The organism is Akkermansia sp. N21169, from assembly GCF_029854675.1.
In the GTDB taxonomy this organism is placed as follows: domain Bacteria; phylum Verrucomicrobiota; class Verrucomicrobiia; order Verrucomicrobiales; family Akkermansiaceae; genus Akkermansia.
The window spans coordinates 88998-105034 of the sequence record NZ_JARWNC010000035.1 but is presented as its reverse complement, the minus strand read 5'-3'; the positions used below and the strand labels follow the sequence as shown (position 1 = coordinate 105034).

General features: G+C 50.5%; 10 protein-coding genes, 1 tRNA gene and 1 pseudogene. 5 read left to right on the top strand and 7 right to left on the bottom strand.

Annotated elements, in window-relative coordinates; translation table 11 throughout:
• Positions 1–14 precede the first annotated feature (14 nt).
• The 5 genes from QET40_RS05320 to QET40_RS05300 form a co-directional block, all read right to left on the bottom strand.
• Positions 15–1244 carry a hypothetical protein gene (locus tag QET40_RS05320; RefSeq protein ID WP_280126134.1) on the bottom strand — a complete coding sequence of 410 codons (1230 nt, stop codon included), beginning with the start codon at positions 1242–1244 and terminating at the stop codon, positions 15–17.
• An 18-nt stretch (positions 1245–1262) separates the two neighbouring features.
• Complete coding sequence (locus QET40_RS05315) at positions 1263–2624, bottom strand: hypothetical protein (protein ID WP_280126133.1); 1362 nt, start codon at positions 2622–2624, stop codon at positions 1263–1265.
• A 15-nt stretch (positions 2625–2639) separates the two neighbouring features.
• Positions 2640–3821 (bottom strand): hypothetical protein, encoded by a 1182-nt coding sequence (locus QET40_RS05310; protein WP_280126132.1) that lies wholly within the window; start codon positions 3819–3821, stop codon positions 2640–2642.
• Between the two features lie 19 nt (positions 3822–3840).
• Entirely contained in the window at positions 3841–4515 is a 675-nt protein-coding gene (locus tag QET40_RS05305; protein WP_280126131.1) for a hypothetical protein, read from the bottom strand.
• 166 nt (positions 4516–4681) lie between these two features.
• Entirely contained in the window at positions 4682–4912 is a 231-nt protein-coding gene (locus QET40_RS05300) for a hypothetical protein (RefSeq protein ID WP_280126130.1), read from the bottom strand.
• Between QET40_RS05300 and QET40_RS05295 the strand changes: the two genes are divergently transcribed.
• From QET40_RS05295 to mgtA, 5 genes are all read left to right on the top strand, one after another.
• Positions 4911–5435, top strand: coding sequence for a hypothetical protein (locus QET40_RS05295; protein ID WP_280126129.1), 525 nt, complete (start codon positions 4911–4913; stop codon positions 5433–5435). The two genes, QET40_RS05300 and QET40_RS05295, sit on opposite strands and share 2 nt — an antisense overlap.
• 35 nt (positions 5436–5470) lie before the next feature.
• Positions 5471–5788: a thioredoxin gene (gene trxA, locus QET40_RS05290; protein WP_280126128.1), complete on the top strand. Its 318-nt coding sequence runs from the start codon at positions 5471–5473 to the stop codon at positions 5786–5788.
• A gap of 206 nt (positions 5789–5994) precedes the next feature.
• Positions 5995–7365 carry an asparagine--tRNA ligase gene (gene asnS / locus QET40_RS05285; RefSeq protein ID WP_280126127.1) on the top strand — a complete coding sequence of 457 codons (1371 nt, stop codon included), beginning with the start codon at positions 5995–5997 and terminating at the stop codon, positions 7363–7365.
• A gap of 141 nt (positions 7366–7506) precedes the next feature.
• Positions 7507–7581 (top strand) — tRNA-Val (locus QET40_RS05280).
• 987 nt (positions 7582–8568) lie between these two features.
• Complete coding sequence (gene mgtA / locus QET40_RS05275) at positions 8569–11256, top strand: magnesium-translocating P-type ATPase (RefSeq protein WP_280126126.1); 2688 nt, start codon at positions 8569–8571, stop codon at positions 11254–11256.
• Positions 11257–11374: 118 nt separating this feature from the next.
• Here the strand turns inward: mgtA and QET40_RS05270 are convergent.
• Both QET40_RS05270 and QET40_RS05265 read right to left on the bottom strand, forming a co-directional pair.
• Positions 11375–11563, bottom strand: a pseudogene (locus QET40_RS05270) (ABC transporter permease); the annotation flags it as partial.
• Positions 11564–11663: 100 nt separating this feature from the next.
• The gene (locus tag QET40_RS05265) at positions 11664–15638 is read right to left on the bottom strand and encodes a TIM-barrel domain-containing protein (RefSeq protein WP_280126124.1); all 3975 of its coding nucleotides are present in this window, start codon (positions 15636–15638) and stop codon (positions 11664–11666) included.
• Positions 15639–16037 lie beyond the last annotated feature (399 nt).

Genomic DNA, 16037 nt, shown 5'->3' with positions numbered 1-16037 from the left:
CGACTGGTTGTTTGTTAATCTGCAGCGATGGCGGCTCGAACGCGTGATAACGCATAAAGAGCATATCCTGTTCCGTAGAATTTGTGATAGTTGTACAGGGGGTAATCCCACCAGGAACCGTCTTTTTCCTGGAGGGGAAGTACGCCCTTGGAAACATACGCGGCATGTCTCACTAATTTTTCATGCGGTACGAAATCAAGACATTTGGCTGCGTAATAATATCCGTAAAAATAGAAATAACCCGAATTTTGAGCAAAACTCTCATGGGGCATTGGCTTTTTAAGGGCCATGCCAAGCCACCCGGAACGGCTCCAAAGACGGTCCAGCCCGTCTTCAAGTTGCCGTCTGGAGATCAGAGAAGGCTCATAACGCATCAGGGCAAGATCTCCGGCAGGCGTACGGGCGAGACTGCCTGTGTGGCGGTTAATCGGAGTTGTTGCGAATTTGATGTGTTCTCGCGAATAAACGTAAGTGCCGTTGGGTGTCCGCATGGATTTCAGAGTATTGAAGCAGCGGCGGAATACTTTCTGATTAGGTTTGAGACCGAAAATATCTTCCGCATCCTTGTAGGCCATGAAGACGGTTGCCGTCAGAAAGGAGGTGGGGGAACCGGCGGGGCGTTCGGTAAATACCTTGAATGTCAGATAGCCCCAGCCCCCGTTGATATCGGCCAAGGCATCCAGCATGCGGATGCGTTCTCTGGCAAATTCGCGGAGTTCGGCAAAGCGGTGGGAATCTTGGGGCAATCGTGTTGCCAAGGAACAGGCGGCTTCCAATGTGTAGGCATGCCCCCAGACATCGTAAACGCTCTGTGTATCGCCGCGTTTCAGTTTCGGCAGCCGGGAAAACATGAACTGCGTCGCTTTTTCCAACGCTGCCTGAACCTCGGGTGTATCTCGTTGAGGGGAAGCATTAAGGCCGATGATACAGAGACCTGTCGTACCGCTTCGGAAAGCTAGGGGGCCTGACGGATACGGGCAAAAAATGTTGATTCCCTTCGTACCGGTGTGGTCGCCCCATGATCCGTCCTTATTCTGATGGGTCAATAGGAATTGAACGCCGCGGGCAAGGGCTTTGTCCAGAGCCTCCAAAGTAGGGGGCGCTGTGTCTGGCAATTTGGGGATGGGGATGGAATCCGCCTTTTCCCGCGCCGGAGGAAGACTTGTTTGTGGCGGTATACCCCCTTCTTCGCCCCAGGCCGGGAGAAGGGTAGAACAAAGAAGAATGGGGAATATGTGCTTCATGGCCGGCAGAACTCAATCTCATGATGCCGGGCTTGAGGAAACCGTGGTACCGGCGGCGTGGGGCGATTCTACAGTGAACGGGATGGTACCACCCTGTAAAACGTCCCAAACCCGGGACATGGAATACAGAGCATATCCCGTACCGTAGAATTTGTGATAATTATACAGAGGGTAATCCCACCAGCAGCCGTCTTTTTCCTGAAGGTGAAGGATATCTTCCGAGAGTTGGGCGGCATGTCTTGGCAGATGTTCCTTGGGGAGCCAGTCGAAAGTACGGGCTGCGTAATAATAACCGTAGTAGAAAAAGTATCCTGCGTTTTGGGCGAAACTTTCGTGGGGGACAGGCTTTTTGAGTGCCATGTACAGCCAGCCGTCACGACTCCAGAGACGTTCGACATTGTCTTCCAACTGGGTCAGCGTAACGAAACCGGGATCGAAGCTCATGATGGCCATGTCTCCGGCCGGATTGCGTGCGAGGCTGCCCGTGTGCCGGTTAATGGGCGCGGTCCCATAGTACATGTGATCCCGGGAATACACAAAAGTCCCGGCGGGAGTACGCAGGGCTTTGAGCAGTTTAACGGCGCGTTTCAGAACATTCGGGTCGGAATCCAGCCCGAAGATGTCTTTGGCGTCCTTGTAAGCAAGCAAGACGGTCGATGTCAGGAAAGATGTCGGCATGCCGATGGTTTTCTGGGAAAACACATCGAAGGTATAGTACCCCCATCCTCCGTACGCTTCATCGCTTAACAAGTCGGTGGCATGAATAGCCTTGGCTGCAGCCTCCTTGAGTTCCTGAAAGCGAGGTGAATCTTTAGGGAGTCTTTTGGCTGCAGAGCAGTAGGCTTCCAGGCCATAGGCGTGCGCCCAGGTAGAGAGCAGAGTGATGGTGTCGCCTCGCTTGAGCTTGGGCAATTCGCGGATGAGGACATTAAGAGCCTTGTCTACGGCATTTTGTATGGCGGGATCGTCATGCAAGGGGGAAGCAGTCAGCCCTACGATGCAAAGAGCTGTGGATGCCAGGCGGAACGATCGGGGGCCTTGGGGATAGGGGCAAAGGACATTGAGGCCTTTGGTACCTGTGTGATCGCCCCATGATCCGTCTTTGTTTTGCCGGGGCAGGAGGAAAGAGGCTGCTTTACGGAAAGACGCCTCCAAGGCTTCGCGGGAAGGCGGAGGGACGTCCGGGACTTTGGCGATGTGAATGTTGTCGTGTTTCTCGGCAGAAATTGCTTTTTCCTGTTGCTCCGGGGAGGGAGATTCCTGGGGATTCTCCTCTCCCGTTACTGTAACGGTTTGTGTCCGGACAACGGTCTCGGCGGAAGAACAGAGGGACAATAAACCGGCTGCAATACCGGCAAGGAACAGAGATCCTGTACGCATGCTGCCGGTGGGAGTTTAGGCTTGTTGATCCTTGATGATCACCTGGACGGGCAACCCCGGAGCGAATATTTCGGCCGCAGGCGCCTGGGGAGTGATGATGATGCGGCGCTTGCCGTCGGCATCGGGAATAGGATCTGCGACGGTGACGGTACCGGGAAGCTGCTTGTTAGTGATCTTGACAATAACCTGATCGCCGACCTTCGGCGTCGGGGTGGAATCGGGCAGAACGGCTTGGATGATCAACTCGCTATCCGGGGGAACGATCGTTGCAATTTTGTCGAATGGCTCTAACTTGCCTCCGGGGCGGAGTTTCAGGGCTACGGAATTAGCAACCCATTTATCCCCGACATACCCTCCGTAAAGCAGGATACCGTCGGCAGGAGATTGGAATTGAGCCATGGCTCGATCCTTCTGCAAATCATTCAGGCGATCCTGTGCGCGTTTGAGGGCCACTTCCGCATCAGTGAGGGCAAGTTGTTTTTGCTCGACACTGAACTTGTATTTGGCCGCGACACTTTTTGCTTCAAGATCCCACTGATCGATGTTTTTCTGGAGGTCTTCTCCGTAACGATTGATCGTGCGAAGTTTAGCAAGTTCTGAGGTAAGCTTGGCTCCTTGAACGGCGAAGTCGGATTCACTCAATTCATTTTTAAGCCGGGTAAGGATGATTTCCTCCGTTTCTTCAGCTACCTGATCTTCCTTGTACATTTTGACAAGCTGGTTGAGTTCTTCCTGCTTGTAGGAAAGCTGGCGAAGAGCTTTATTGACGCGTTCTTCCTCTTCGGCAAGCATGCGAGCTTTGCGTTTTTCCTGAAAATCTTTCAAGTCTTCCTGGGCACGCTGGAGAGACAAGGTGGCTTCCTTGTTCTTTTGATTGGCTGTGGCTTTTTCCTGTTCGAGTTCGAAACGAAGCTTCAGCACATCCAGATTGCGAGCTTTGACATAACGGTCCATATCTTCGATCAGACGATCCAGACTCCTGAAGTCAGAGGAAGCAATGGCCTGACCTTGCTTGACCTTGGCCCCTTGAGGAAGAACATCAATAATGAAAATATCGGCAACGTTTTTGGGAGCAAAGGAAATAGCGTGCATTTCCTTTTTAGGTAGGAGAATACCTTGGGCGATAGAGTCGGCGAATAGAGGCATGGATGCCATGCCCGCTAAAACAGCTGTAAGGATAAATCGGGATTGAATCATGGGGTGGAAACGATGGTGTTTAACGTTGTGAAAAGGGAACGAAGCGTCCCTTGCGGGCGAGCACGACGGTCTGGAATGAGGTCTGCTTGCCTTTGTGAGAAGTGGGGACTGTGTCGAAAGAGACGTCGAAACCGGCTTTTTGCAGCGTGCGTTCCAATCGTTTATCCGGACGGGATAGGAGGATGACCAGCATGCCTCCCTGTTTCAAGGCAGCGTTGTAGTCGGTCGCCTCTGCAATTGTAAGCTGATTGCGGGAATGGGTTGAGCGCATCAGAATAGCATGGTATGCCTTGGATGTTTTTCTGGCGACCTGAAGTGCAGAATGGGATTCGATCGTGACGCGTGGATCGTGTAGCATGCCGGGGTGGAGGTTGCCCAGCAGTTTTTCATGCCACTCGACAAGATCGGAGCAGGGTTCCGCGACAATAAAACTGGCTTTTTCCTTGTTAATTTGCTCCATGGCTCCTTTGAGAAGGAAACCGAGGCCCAGACCATCAATCAGAATAGTCGGTTGGTTGGCACGTTTAATGGGTGCTGCCGCAATGGTAGCGATAGCATCGTCCCCACCGTGGGAAAAGCTGGAAGCCATTTGAATGCCGTCGGCAAGGAGGAAATAGGAATTGTCGCGTTCCCAGAGTTCCAAAGAGATTCCGGACGGAAGAATTGTTTCTGCGAGTTTTGTCAGTGGCTTCATGGAGAGGCAAATAGTACTTCCATCGTACAGAAAATGAGGTTACCTGCAAGTTTTCAACGTGTACAACACCCTCATATACGGGTAGAATGCGAAAAAAATTGCATAAATTTTCCACGAACATGATTCTTTTCTTGCATCTCAAGGGATGATAGGGGAGAAATCATAGTCAACACAAACCAGTCCACACACCTATGAGTAATCCTCCGCCTCCTCCCATCCCCGGTGGTGCCCCTGCTATGCCCCCGAGGCCGTCTGTTCCAGGAGTTCCGCCGGCTCCCGTGCCGCCGCCTTCCGCGGCGGCTGCTCCGATGCCGCCTCGTCCTGGTGTTCCCGGTGTTCCTGTACCTCCGCCGGCTCCCGGTGCTCCCATGCCCCCGCAAGTGCCCGGTGCTCCCATGCCCCCGCAAGTGCCCGGTGCTGCCGCGCCGGCTCCTCCAGCTCCTGGCGCTCCTGTACCTCCCGTGGCACCTGTTGCTCCGGTTGCTCCGGTTGCTCCGGTTGCTGACGGCGCAGTACCGCTTCGTCCTGCCGGTCTGGGTAGCGCTGCTCCCCTTGGCGGAGGATTGAAGACGATTGCTCTTGCCGGAACCGGTGCTCCCGTTGCTTTAAAGGCAGGTGCTCCTTCCGGGCCTCTTGCTTCCGGTCAGCCGACGGCTCAGTTGCCTAAAGCGACAATCGCCCTGACACCGACGCGTCCTATGTCGGCCGCCGCTCCTATTTCCTCCGTCCAGGCTTCCGTCAAAAATGTGGCTGACGAAGAGGAGGAAACCGGCACCGGCCTCCTGCTCGGTCTCTCCATTGCTTCGCTTGTGGCCGCTATCGCATTCCTCTTCATTCAGATCCAGACAGATGGTCTGGAAAACCGCGTGGAACCCGGCATGTTCGGTGATTCTGCATCTGCGGATACCATGTCTGAATGAACGAATGGAACAATACATGAGTCTTAACAGCAATCATGGCACTTACATTAACTGAATCAAACTTTCAGACGGAAGTACTCGAATCTCCGGTTCCCGTACTTGTAGATTTTTGGGCAACATGGTGCGGCCCCTGCCGCATGATCGGCCCCATTGTTGAGCAAATTGCTACGGAATTTGCCGGTAAGGCAAAGGTTGGCAAAGTGGACGTTGACAGTAACAACGGCCTTGCTTCCGCCTATAACGTCCGTTCCATTCCAACTCTGGTATTCATCAAAGATGGTCAGGTTGTGGATACGATCGTTGGGGCTACGTCCAAGGATGCCATCATGCAAAAGTTAAACGCGCTTATTTAAAGCACAGACATTTATTATTACTGACACACAAACCCGCCCTGTTGGTTTCAAACCGGGCGGGTTTGTTGTTTTCACCGGAATGTCTGAGGAATTCACTCTGGGATTAGTGCGCAGTGCTCCCTGTCGGCGGAAGAGGAAAATAGGAAAATCAGCCCTGCTGATGTATCCTTTTTGACATTTGGACCTATCCGTCATATTCCATGGACATGAACGTGAGAACGCTTGTCAAACATGCGCTGGATAGTGATGCCGAGCGCTCCGGAATTTTAATTGAAGGCTGGGTACGTACCCGGCGCGATTCCAAGGGTTTTTCCTTCCTGGAAATCAACGATGGTTCATGCCTCTCCTCTCTTCAGGTCGTGGCTGATGCCGGCATTCCCGGTTATGAGACGATTGGTCACATGGCTACGGGTTCTTCCGTTAGCATTGACGGAGACCTTGTCGCAAGCCCCGGGAAGCAGAAATGGGAACTGCGGGCCACCTCCATCCGCCTCCTTGGAGAGGCACCGGAAAGCTACCCATTGCAGAAAAAAGGACATTCTCCGGAGTTTCTGCGGTCCATTTCGCATTTGAGGCCGCGCACCAACCTGTACGGAGCCGTCTTGCGAACCCGCAGCAAATTGGCTACGGCTGTCCATCGTTTCTTCGGAGAGCGTGACTTTGTCTGGGTCCATACTCCGATCATTACTGCCAGTGACTGCGAAGGTGCCGGAGAAATGTTTCGCGTTACTACCTTGGATCCTCACAAGGATAAAGCTGCTGACTTCGAAAACGATTTCTTCGGCAAAGCTGCCTATCTCACTGTGAGCGGTCAGCTGGAAGCGGAAACCTTTGCCTGTGCTCTGGGACGCGTCTATACCTTTGGACCCACTTTCCGTGCTGAAAATTCCAATACCACTCGTCATGCTGCGGAATTCTGGATGATTGAGCCGGAAGTTGCTTTCTGTGATCTTCACGGCGATATGGATCTAGCCGAAGACTTCGTGAAATTTCTTGTTCGCGACATGTTGGAGAATAACCGGGAGGACATGGAGTTTTTCAATAAATTCATCGATAAAACTCTTTTGGAGCGTCTCCGGCATGTGCTTGACAGCCCCTTCGTCCGCTGTTCCTATACGGAAGCCGTGGACATTTTGGCCAAGAGTGGCAAACAATTCGATTACCCCGTTTCCTGGGGCATCAATCTTCAGAGCGAGCACGAACGCTATCTTACCGAAGAACACTTCAAGAGCCCGGTTATCGTCTACAACTATCCCAAGGCCATCAAACCTTTTTACATGCGCCTCAACGATGATGGGAAAACCGTGACGGCTATGGACGTTCTTGTTCCCGGCATCGGTGAAATCGTCGGCGGGAGCCAGCGTGAAGAGCGTCTTGATGTCTTGCTTGAAAATATGAAGAGTATGGGGCTTAGTGAAGAAGCCTACTGGTGGTACATAGATCTCCGACGTTTTGGCAGTGTTCCTCATGCCGGGTTTGGGGCTGGCTTCGAGCGTCTTCTCATGTTTGTGACAGGAGTTGGCAACATCCGAGACGTGTTGCCCTATGCCAGAACGCCCCGTAACTGCGAATTCTAATCCATTTCATTTCCTCCCGTATTCTTGTGCTTTCCCGGAAGCCAGAAATACGGGAGGTTTATTTCCGTGTTCTGGCCGGATATGTAAATTTTCCTTGCCAATTGTCTGCCGATTCACTACTAATCCTCCCACATAAAAAACGCGCGGTTAGCTCAGTGGTAGAGCACATCCTTCACACGGATGGGGTCACTGGTTCGAAACCAGTACCGCGTACCATCTTCATAAGCGCCTCGTAATCAAGTATTTCGAGGCGTTTTTCTTATTTGAAGTCGCGGAGGGAACAATAAAAACAGTGGAAAAACCGTTTTCCTCTGTAATAACCCAACAGGGCAAACTATTCGGCGAGAAGATTAACTGAACAACAGACTAAAAGCAATACCATGATGGGATGATGAAGACATATTTGCATGTTCTTTGATCTGTTATGGTACCAAGAGTATTGCATCCTGGAGATTTATCTCGATATTTCATTGAGAGGATGTGCTATAGAATTTGTTGCCGTAGTATTTGAACTCTTCGTTTTAGTTGTAGAATGATTTTATTGTTTAAAATTCCATGTTTTGTTCTGATTGTTTCAAAATTTGGACAACTTATTCATAATGTATTGTTTGAGATGAAAATTTTGTTGATCTATTAGACTTGATTTATTATCTAAAAGACATTAGTTTACTCCGTCCTGTAGCTTATCCGGCTAACAGGAGCGTCGGACTCCGACCGATTATGGAACCTGGTTGTGTTTTCTTTCGGAGTATATGTCAATCCCTAAAACAGCTGCTTTTTCAGCAAGCAGCTTACCCGTCTCAGGTAAGGACATGAATATATTACACAATCAAATCGTTGCCGGACAGCGATGCAAAACGGTCGAGCGGGACACCGTCTGTTACGTGCCGATTGTTTCCATACCGGAAATAAAACGGTGTATTTTGAATTTATTATCGGGGGTTGTCCGCGATTATTCCAGGAGAGGGTTTCCTCCGCCTAGTCGGTAAGACATTATTTTGTTAGGATTATCGATTGCGGAATATTTTCTCCGTAACGTCTTTGTTTTCTGATCTGCCTTGCGAGTTTACGTTTTGGCGTATCCTTTCGTTTGCCTGCTTTCCGGTGTCCGGTGAAGCGATGGCTTGTGACGGTTTGAAAACTTCTTTTGTTTCCCTGTAGCACAGGTATGCCCACACATACCGATTCCCCCCTATTCTTACTATGATTGCCAATAAGCAAAAAAGATTTCGTCAACTTTCCGGATCTTCCGGAAATATCGGTAACACTCTTATTTCCGCTGCCCGTTTGCCTGTGGATTCCCTCATGCGTGAACTGAATACAACGCTGTCAGGATTGAATGATGAACAAGTTGAACTCATTCGTTCTGTTGAAGGCGACAATACGACCAGTTATGAAAAGCAGGTTTCCATTGTTCACAAGTTGGTTGTGGCTTTTATCAATCCATTTACGATTGTCTTGCTGATTCTGGCCTGTGTGTCGTTATGGACCGACTATGTTGCCGTTGCTCCGGAAGATCGTGACCTGACGGCGGTTGTTATTATTGTGACGATGGTGACATTGAGCGGCTTGCTCCGTTTTTTTCAGGAATACCGATCGGATCAAGCGGCTGCCCGGCTTCAGGATATGGTCCAGACAACAGTTCTTGTTGAACGCCAGTCTTCAGGTAAACAGGAAATCCCCGTCGGGGACATTGTTTGCGGTGATATCGTCCATCTCGCTGCCGGCGATATGGTTCCTGCCGACATTCGTATCATCCAATCCAAAGATTTGTTTGTCAACCAAGCCTCGCTTACTGGAGAAAACGAACCTCAGGAAAAAGTATTTGAACCTGTATCCGAACGCGTTAAAAATCCTCTATCGTGCAGTAATCTCGCCTTTTTGGGGAGCAACGTTATCAGCGGTACGGCGGTAGGTGTTGTTGTAGCAACGGGAGAGCGCACCATTTTTGGTGTCATGGCTAAGGAACTTGTCAAACCCAAGGTCAAAACGAGTTTTGAAAAAGGCGTCAATTCTGTATCGTGGATTTTGATCCGCTTCATGTTGTGCATGGTTCCCGTCGTCTTTTTTATCAACGGGATCAGTAAAGGAGACTGGCTCGAATCCCTGCTTTTCGGTTTGTCGGTAGCAGTGGGGCTGACTCCCGAAATGTTACCGATGATCGTGACGACTTCACTTGCGAAGGGTGCTGTTAATATGTCTCGCAGGAAAACCATCGTCAAATCACTCCATTCCATCCAGAATTTCGGAGCGATGGATATTCTCTGTACCGACAAGACAGGAACCATTACGCAAAACAAAGTCCTTCTGGAATATCATCTCAATACGCATGGAGAAGAGGACGAACGTGTTCTGAGATATGCCTTTATCAATAGCTATTACCAGACCGGTCTCAAAAACCTGATGGACGTCGCTATCCTCGAACATGCCGGAGATTCCGACATTAGGGATCTATGTACCAGGTTTGACAAAATTGATGAAATCCCCTTCGATTTCAATCGGCGCAGGATGAGTGTCATTGTTCGTGACAATATGGGCAAAACCCAGATTGTGACCAAAGGTGCGGTCGAAGAGATGATCAGGATATCATCCCATACAGAATACGACGGCAAAGTGGAACCTCTGACAAAGGAACTCCGCAAGAAAATCCTGAGGATTACCCATAGTCTTAACGTTGACGGCATGCGCGTTATTGCTGTTTCCCAAAGAAATGTGAAGACAGATGAGATAGCTTTTTCTGTCAATGACGAACGGGATATGGTGTTGATCGGGTTCTTGGCTTTCCTTGATCCTCCCAAGGATTCAGCCGAGACGGCTATCCGTACTCTTGGAGAGCACGGAGTCACCGTCAAGGTGCTTACAGGTGATAATGACGCTGTCACGACCTGTATTTGCCGGAAGGTGGGAATGAAGGACAGAGATGCAATTCTAGGGGAGGAGATTGATCAAATGAGTGACCGGAGACTTGAGGAGGTTGCCCATACCCACAATATCTTTGCCAAGCTTTCCCCTTCCCAGAAGGCCCGTATTGTCGCAGCCCTTCGCAGGAGAGGGCATACGGTCGGGTTCATGGGAGACGGTATTAACGATGCCGTCGCCATGAAGGAAAGTGATGTCGCCATTTCCGTCGACAGTGCAGTCGATGTTGCCAGGGAATCGGCCGATATCATCCTATTGGAAAAAGACCTGATGGTTCTGGAAGACGGCATCATCGAAGGCCGTAAGACGTATGCCAACATGGTGAAATACATTAAGATGACGGCTAGCTCGAATTTCGGGAATATGTTTTCAGTGCTGATTGCTTCGGCTTTTCTCCCGTTTCTGCCTATGTTACCTTTGCAACTGCTGGTGTTGAACCTGATCTACGATCTGTCGTGTATTTCAATCCCCTGGGATAATGTCGATCCAGAATACTTGGGCAAGCCTCGCAAATGGGATGCCGGCTCAATCGGGAAGTTCATGCTCATGATTGGTCCGACGAGCTCTATTTTCGATATTACTACATACCTGTTGATGTTCTTTGTCGTATGTCCTTCGGTATGCGGCGGAGGATGGCATGAAGCGGGTATTGACCGGGCTTTGTTTATCGCTCTGTTCCATACCGGTTGGTTTGTCGAGTCCCTCTGGTCTCAGACCTTGGTTATTCACATGATCCGAACTCCTAAGTTACCTTTTATCCAAAGTCGTGCCTCATTACCCGTTTGTTTGGTAACGTGCCTTGGAATTGCCTTCGGGACCATTCTTCTATTAACGGCTCTCGGGCGGGAGCTGGACTTGACGGCATTGCCTGCCAGTTATTATTTCTGGCTCGCAATTACTATCCTGCTCTACATGGTCGTGGCCAATGCCATGAAGCGCGTATTCATCAGGAAATATGGAGAACTTCTCTAACCCCGCATAACACTTCTTCCATGCCGAAGCCATGTACCTTTGAGCGGGTACATGGCTTTATGATATCGGTAAAAGGTACCATGGAAGACTCTTTTCCTCCTTCAGCATTGCAGTACTGTCAATCAAGAGTTCTGCGGAAAAAGCGGACGGAGAAGCACATGACGATCAGGCCGAACACGGCTACGGGCCATAAAGACGGCCACAATTCCGCCCAATCGTTGCCTTTGAGAAGAACTCCCCGGACAGAACGGTTGAAATAAGTCAGCGGAAGCATGCAGCCGATGGATTGAATCCATTGCGGTAGCCCGTAGCAGGGCGAGTTTTGTATCCGGAGTTCGAAAAACACCCTGCTCCGGCGGCGTATGAGCAACCGAAGCAGGGTGTGAATGAAATCAAGTCGGGCGACCTTAGAATTTCTTGGAATTCAGCTTCCTGTCAACCAGCATGCCATCAATGGGTTTCAAGTCGAACTTGAGGTCGCGTTTGGCTTTGAACTTCAGGACGAAGAGGTCCTCGGAACCCTGTAGAGTCTTTTTGTCCCCGATGTTGACAAAGGTGGGATACAGGGCTTTGGTTCCGTTCGTATGCAACCTGTCGTTCGTCAGGTTTTCCATTTTCTGGATGTTCTTGGGTTCAACGCCGACAAATTCATAATCTGCCGGATTGTAGGGGAGGGCGAAACTCAGTGCGTTGACAAGATTAAGGTTGTCTCCCTTGACGGTAATTTCAATGATCTCTCCCTGGGAGTAGTCCTTCTTGGGAGTACTGATCACAAGTTTACCGTCCAGCTGATCGACTTTCTTTTCTTCTGTCTTTTCATCGCCGTCTTTCTTCTCTTCCTTCTTCTCGTCGTCTTTCTTGGCTTCTTCAGCGGCTTGGTCTTCTTCTTCGACAGCTTCGTCTTCATCGTCGTCGTTCAATTGAGTGGCGACGACGGAAATATCGTAGGCATCAATGAGACCGTTCTTATTGATATCGCCGTTACTGATGTAACCTTCGAAGTCGGAATCTCCCTTCCTCAGTCCCGTGTAGTTGGTGTACGAGGTGAGGTCGTTTCTATCAATCTTGCCGTCGTTGTTGATGTCGCCAGGCAGGTAGCTTTCCGTACCGGGCACCTTGAAGACATAGATTTCCTGGCCGGAACCGTATTTGCCGACGCCTTCGGTAACGTTGATCTTGATATAGCGAGCGGCGGGAGCGTCTTTGAACGTGAAGATCTTCACTTCTTTGTCCTTGGGCCATTCAAACGTGCCGGCTTCGACCCACTTGTCCTTGTCCATGCTGTAAGCGACGGAACCCTTGAGGAATGTTCCGTTGCCGGCGTCTTCGCGTGGGATGTAGTGGAACTTGTCGAGCTTGTTGATCGTCTTGAGATCCATGATGAGATCGAACGGAACAGCTTCCTGGCTGTGCTTGGTATGCCAACCGTCCTTTTCCTTGAAATCGAACAGTTTGTCGAGCGAGTTGCCCTGGCTGGGTACAGAGGCTTCACCGACGATGCCCGGGATAGCGAATTCGAGCGGGTTGGCCTTGGTTGTGGCCTTGGTTGTGGCCCAGTCGGAGTGTCCGTCCTTGTTGACGGCACGTACATCGAAGGAATACGACGTTTCGGGGACTAGGTCTTCAAACAGGAATTCCGTGCCTTTGATAGTGGAATAAATCATGCCGTCGAACTGGATTTCATAGTAATCCGCATTGGCAACGGGCTCCCAGGACGGAGTCAGAGAGTAAGGTTCGCGGGCCTCTTCCTTCACTTGTGCGTTGGCAGGGGCAGTCAATTTGCCCGATGTGATGAGACGCTTATCGGACGGAGAGAAACGAAAACCTTCCACGGTGAGGACCGTCGGGTTGGCGGTGATGTCGGAAGGGGCCAGTTTTACCAGAAGCTGAGGGTTCTTAGTAACAACCGTTTTGGCGAATTCGCTGTCTTTGGTGGCAAACCTGTTCAGGTTCGGGGCGGCATCGTAGAAGAAGACATTGTCCCGGGTGTTGAAGTCACCGAGGGATTTTGCTTCTTCCAGCTGTACGGCATCCTTGCCGATGCTGGCGGAAACCTTGCTGGTTTTTTCAGTGACATTGATGCGGAATTCCGTGGCTTTGTTTTTGACGAATCCCTTGAAGTCCCCGACTGACGGATGAATAGTGATAACGGCATTACCCTTACCGTCGGCATTGGATTCGATCAGAGTCTTGACCCCTTTGCCGGCTTTGTATGCTTCCGTTGTACCGTCGTCGTCGTATGTGGTGAACTTGGTATGTCCGTAGGGATAAAGTTCGTAGATACGGATATTCGGGTTGATTTCTGCGATGTTGTTATTCGGGTTGGCCATTGGGATGATGGCTCCGTTTTTCACGAAAACAGGCAATTTCCAGATAGGTGCGTCGATTTCGTTGTAGATTTTACCGCCGGCATATAGATCTCCGGTGAAGTAGTCGACCCACTGTCCTTGCGGCATATAGATGCCGTTGCGGATATCGTTGCCATCCTTGTCTGTTTTTGTTTCCTTGTAGATGGGGGCAATCAGGAAATATGGGCCATAAAGGAACTGGTACTGGGTTGCCTTGCCGAGGGTATAGGGGTTGGCTTCCTCCAGGAACATGGCTCGGATTATCGGCTGGCCGGTGACGGCTTCCTTAGCGATGCTATAGGTGTACGGGATGAGTTCCGATTTAAGTTTCAGGTACCAGCGGTTGATGGAAGTTGCCGGTTCGCCCAGGGCATGGGGATATTTTTCATTGGCCCCCCAACCGTCCATGTTGAGTTCCAGAGGGGTGAAGGTTTTCCATTGGAAGTCCCGGGTATTGACCACGAGGTTCTTGCCTCCGAAGATGCCATCCATGTCGGATCCGATGTTGGGCTGGCCTGACAGGCCGGATCCAATGTAGGTGGGGATATGGAAGCGGATGTATTCCCAAGCGCCGCCTGTCTGGTCACCTGACCAGATGCCGGCATAACGCTGGGTACCGGCCCAGCCGTCCAGGGAAATGATGAAGGGACGGCTGTTGTTGCCGTAGTAAGTCATAATCTGCGCAACATCGGTAATGCCGTTGAGTCCGAATGAATAACCGGCACCTACCCAGGCAACGTCCGTTTTCAGCACACGAACGCCGGCGTCGCGGACTTCTTTGACAATATCGCGTTGGAGCAGGGCGCTGATTTCCGGTTTCGGATGCAAGTCGGACTGGGTCCACAGGCCGATTTCCACACCATGTTTTTTGGCATAGCCGGCAAGGTCTTTCAGATTCTGAATGTTGCCGTCAAGGGTTTCCGTCTGGCCGTAGCCGGCACCGTATCCGTCATTGGGAAGGATCCAGCCCAGAGGCATATCGTGATTCTTGTAGCGGTCGATGACGGCGCGCGCGGAGAATTGATAGTTATCCTTCTCCCCATTCAGGGATTCCTTGATTCCTCCGTTGTCCTTCTGGCTTTCTTTGTAGCGCTTGCCGTCTTCGAACAGGATACCTTTTTCGTCTTCTTTCCAGAAATCGCGGTTATAGGCGTTCAGGTGGCCTTGGTAAAAGGCGAACTTCGGCAGCAGGACCGGATTGCCGGTGAGTTGGTAGAAGTCATTGAGGAGGGGAGTTGCGCCGTCATTGATCATGAAGAAAACATCCAGATAGCCGTCCTCATGGTGCAGATTGACAACAGACTTGTCTTTGGAACCAAAGTCATATGCGCCTTTTTTGAAAGTATGCCACAGAAGGCCATAACCGTTGGTGGACCAGTAGAAAGGAGCGGGGGAAGCAACGCCGCCATCCGTCCAGCTGTTCTGGTTTTCGATAGAAATCACCTTGCCTTTGTGAGAAAAGCGTCCGTTCTGCACGCCTCCGCCGTAGAAGTATTCGTCCGGACTGGTTTTCAGAGTCAGTTCCGCTTTATGCTTTTCCAACACGACGGGAGCGATCTGTTCGAAGGCTACAGAATTGTCCTTCAGGTTGATCACCTTCATCAGAGATGTCTTCTTGTCGATCTCGATGCGGATTTTTCCCGTGGTAATTTTGACCAGATCTCCGTCTTTATCGATATCAAGTTTCGATACCGGGCGGCGGGGATTATCAACGAGGATTTTTGCCTCGGGTTTGGCTTGAGGGTCACGGATGATTCCTCCATTGTCATCGCGGAAGATACGGAAGATGTTGTCACCGTAGAAATCGAGAGTCATGCGGTGATCCTTCCCAAGAAGGATTTCGACAGTTGTTGGATTGATCTGGCGCGCATCCGTAACGGTTTCATACTGCAGGGAGTCTTTGGCGGCATTTACGGTAGCACTTGCCGAGGCCGACGCAGAAGCTGCCGGAGCAGTGCCGGACAGAAGGAAAGACAGACTGCATCCAAGCAGGGCCGTCTTTTGGAGGATGTGATGATTAAATGGTTTTTCCATTATCTTGTTTTTTGGGAGTTTACCTATCAAATGGTGCAGAGGCTGGAAGAGAACAGTCGTGGGACGACCTGGAGGTTCGGGTTGTGGCCATATGTTGTTGTGCAATGGGGATACCGGACTATTCTGTAATTTGGATTTTCTGTATCATATCTTTTGTCTCGTATCTCACAAGACGAAAGAGTGTGTTACTGCGTTTCCTACATACGTAGGGATTAGAATGGATCTGATCAATGATTTCTGTCATGCGTGAATTTGCGAACATATGGATTACTTTCGTGTGTGGAAGGAACCTCTGAGATTACCGGTATCGCTGGCGAATGATGTCTATAGGCCAATCCTGGTATTTTTGTTTGTCTGGTGTTGGCCAATGAGTTTTGTGATTCCAAAAAATATTGGGTA

Coding starts and splice junctions, on each gene's coding strand:
- QET40_RS05320 (WP_280126134.1), bottom strand. CDS start 1,244: ATGAAGCACATATTCCCCATTCTTCTTTGTTCTACCCTTCTCCCGGCC.
- QET40_RS05315 (WP_280126133.1), bottom strand. CDS start 2,624: ATGCGTACAGGATCTCTGTTCCTTGCCGGTATTGCAGCCGGTTTATTG.
- QET40_RS05310 (WP_280126132.1), bottom strand. CDS start 3,821: ATGATTCAATCCCGATTTATCCTTACAGCTGTTTTAGCGGGCATGGCA.
- QET40_RS05305 (WP_280126131.1), bottom strand. CDS start 4,515: ATGAAGCCACTGACAAAACTCGCAGAAACAATTCTTCCGTCCGGAATC.
- QET40_RS05295 (WP_280126129.1), top strand. CDS start 4,911: ATGCCCCCGCAAGTGCCCGGTGCTGCCGCGCCGGCTCCTCCAGCTCCT.
- QET40_RS05300 (WP_280126130.1), bottom strand. CDS start 4,912: ATGGGAGCACCGGGCACTTGCGGGGGCATGGGAGCACCGGGAGCCGGC.
- trxA (WP_280126128.1), top strand. CDS start 5,471: ATGGCACTTACATTAACTGAATCAAACTTTCAGACGGAAGTACTCGAA.
- asnS (WP_280126127.1), top strand. CDS start 5,995: ATGAACGTGAGAACGCTTGTCAAACATGCGCTGGATAGTGATGCCGAG.
- mgtA (WP_280126126.1), top strand. CDS start 8,569: ATGATTGCCAATAAGCAAAAAAGATTTCGTCAACTTTCCGGATCTTCC.
- QET40_RS05265 (WP_280126124.1), bottom strand. CDS start 15,638: ATGGAAAAACCATTTAATCATCACATCCTCCAAAAGACGGCCCTGCTT.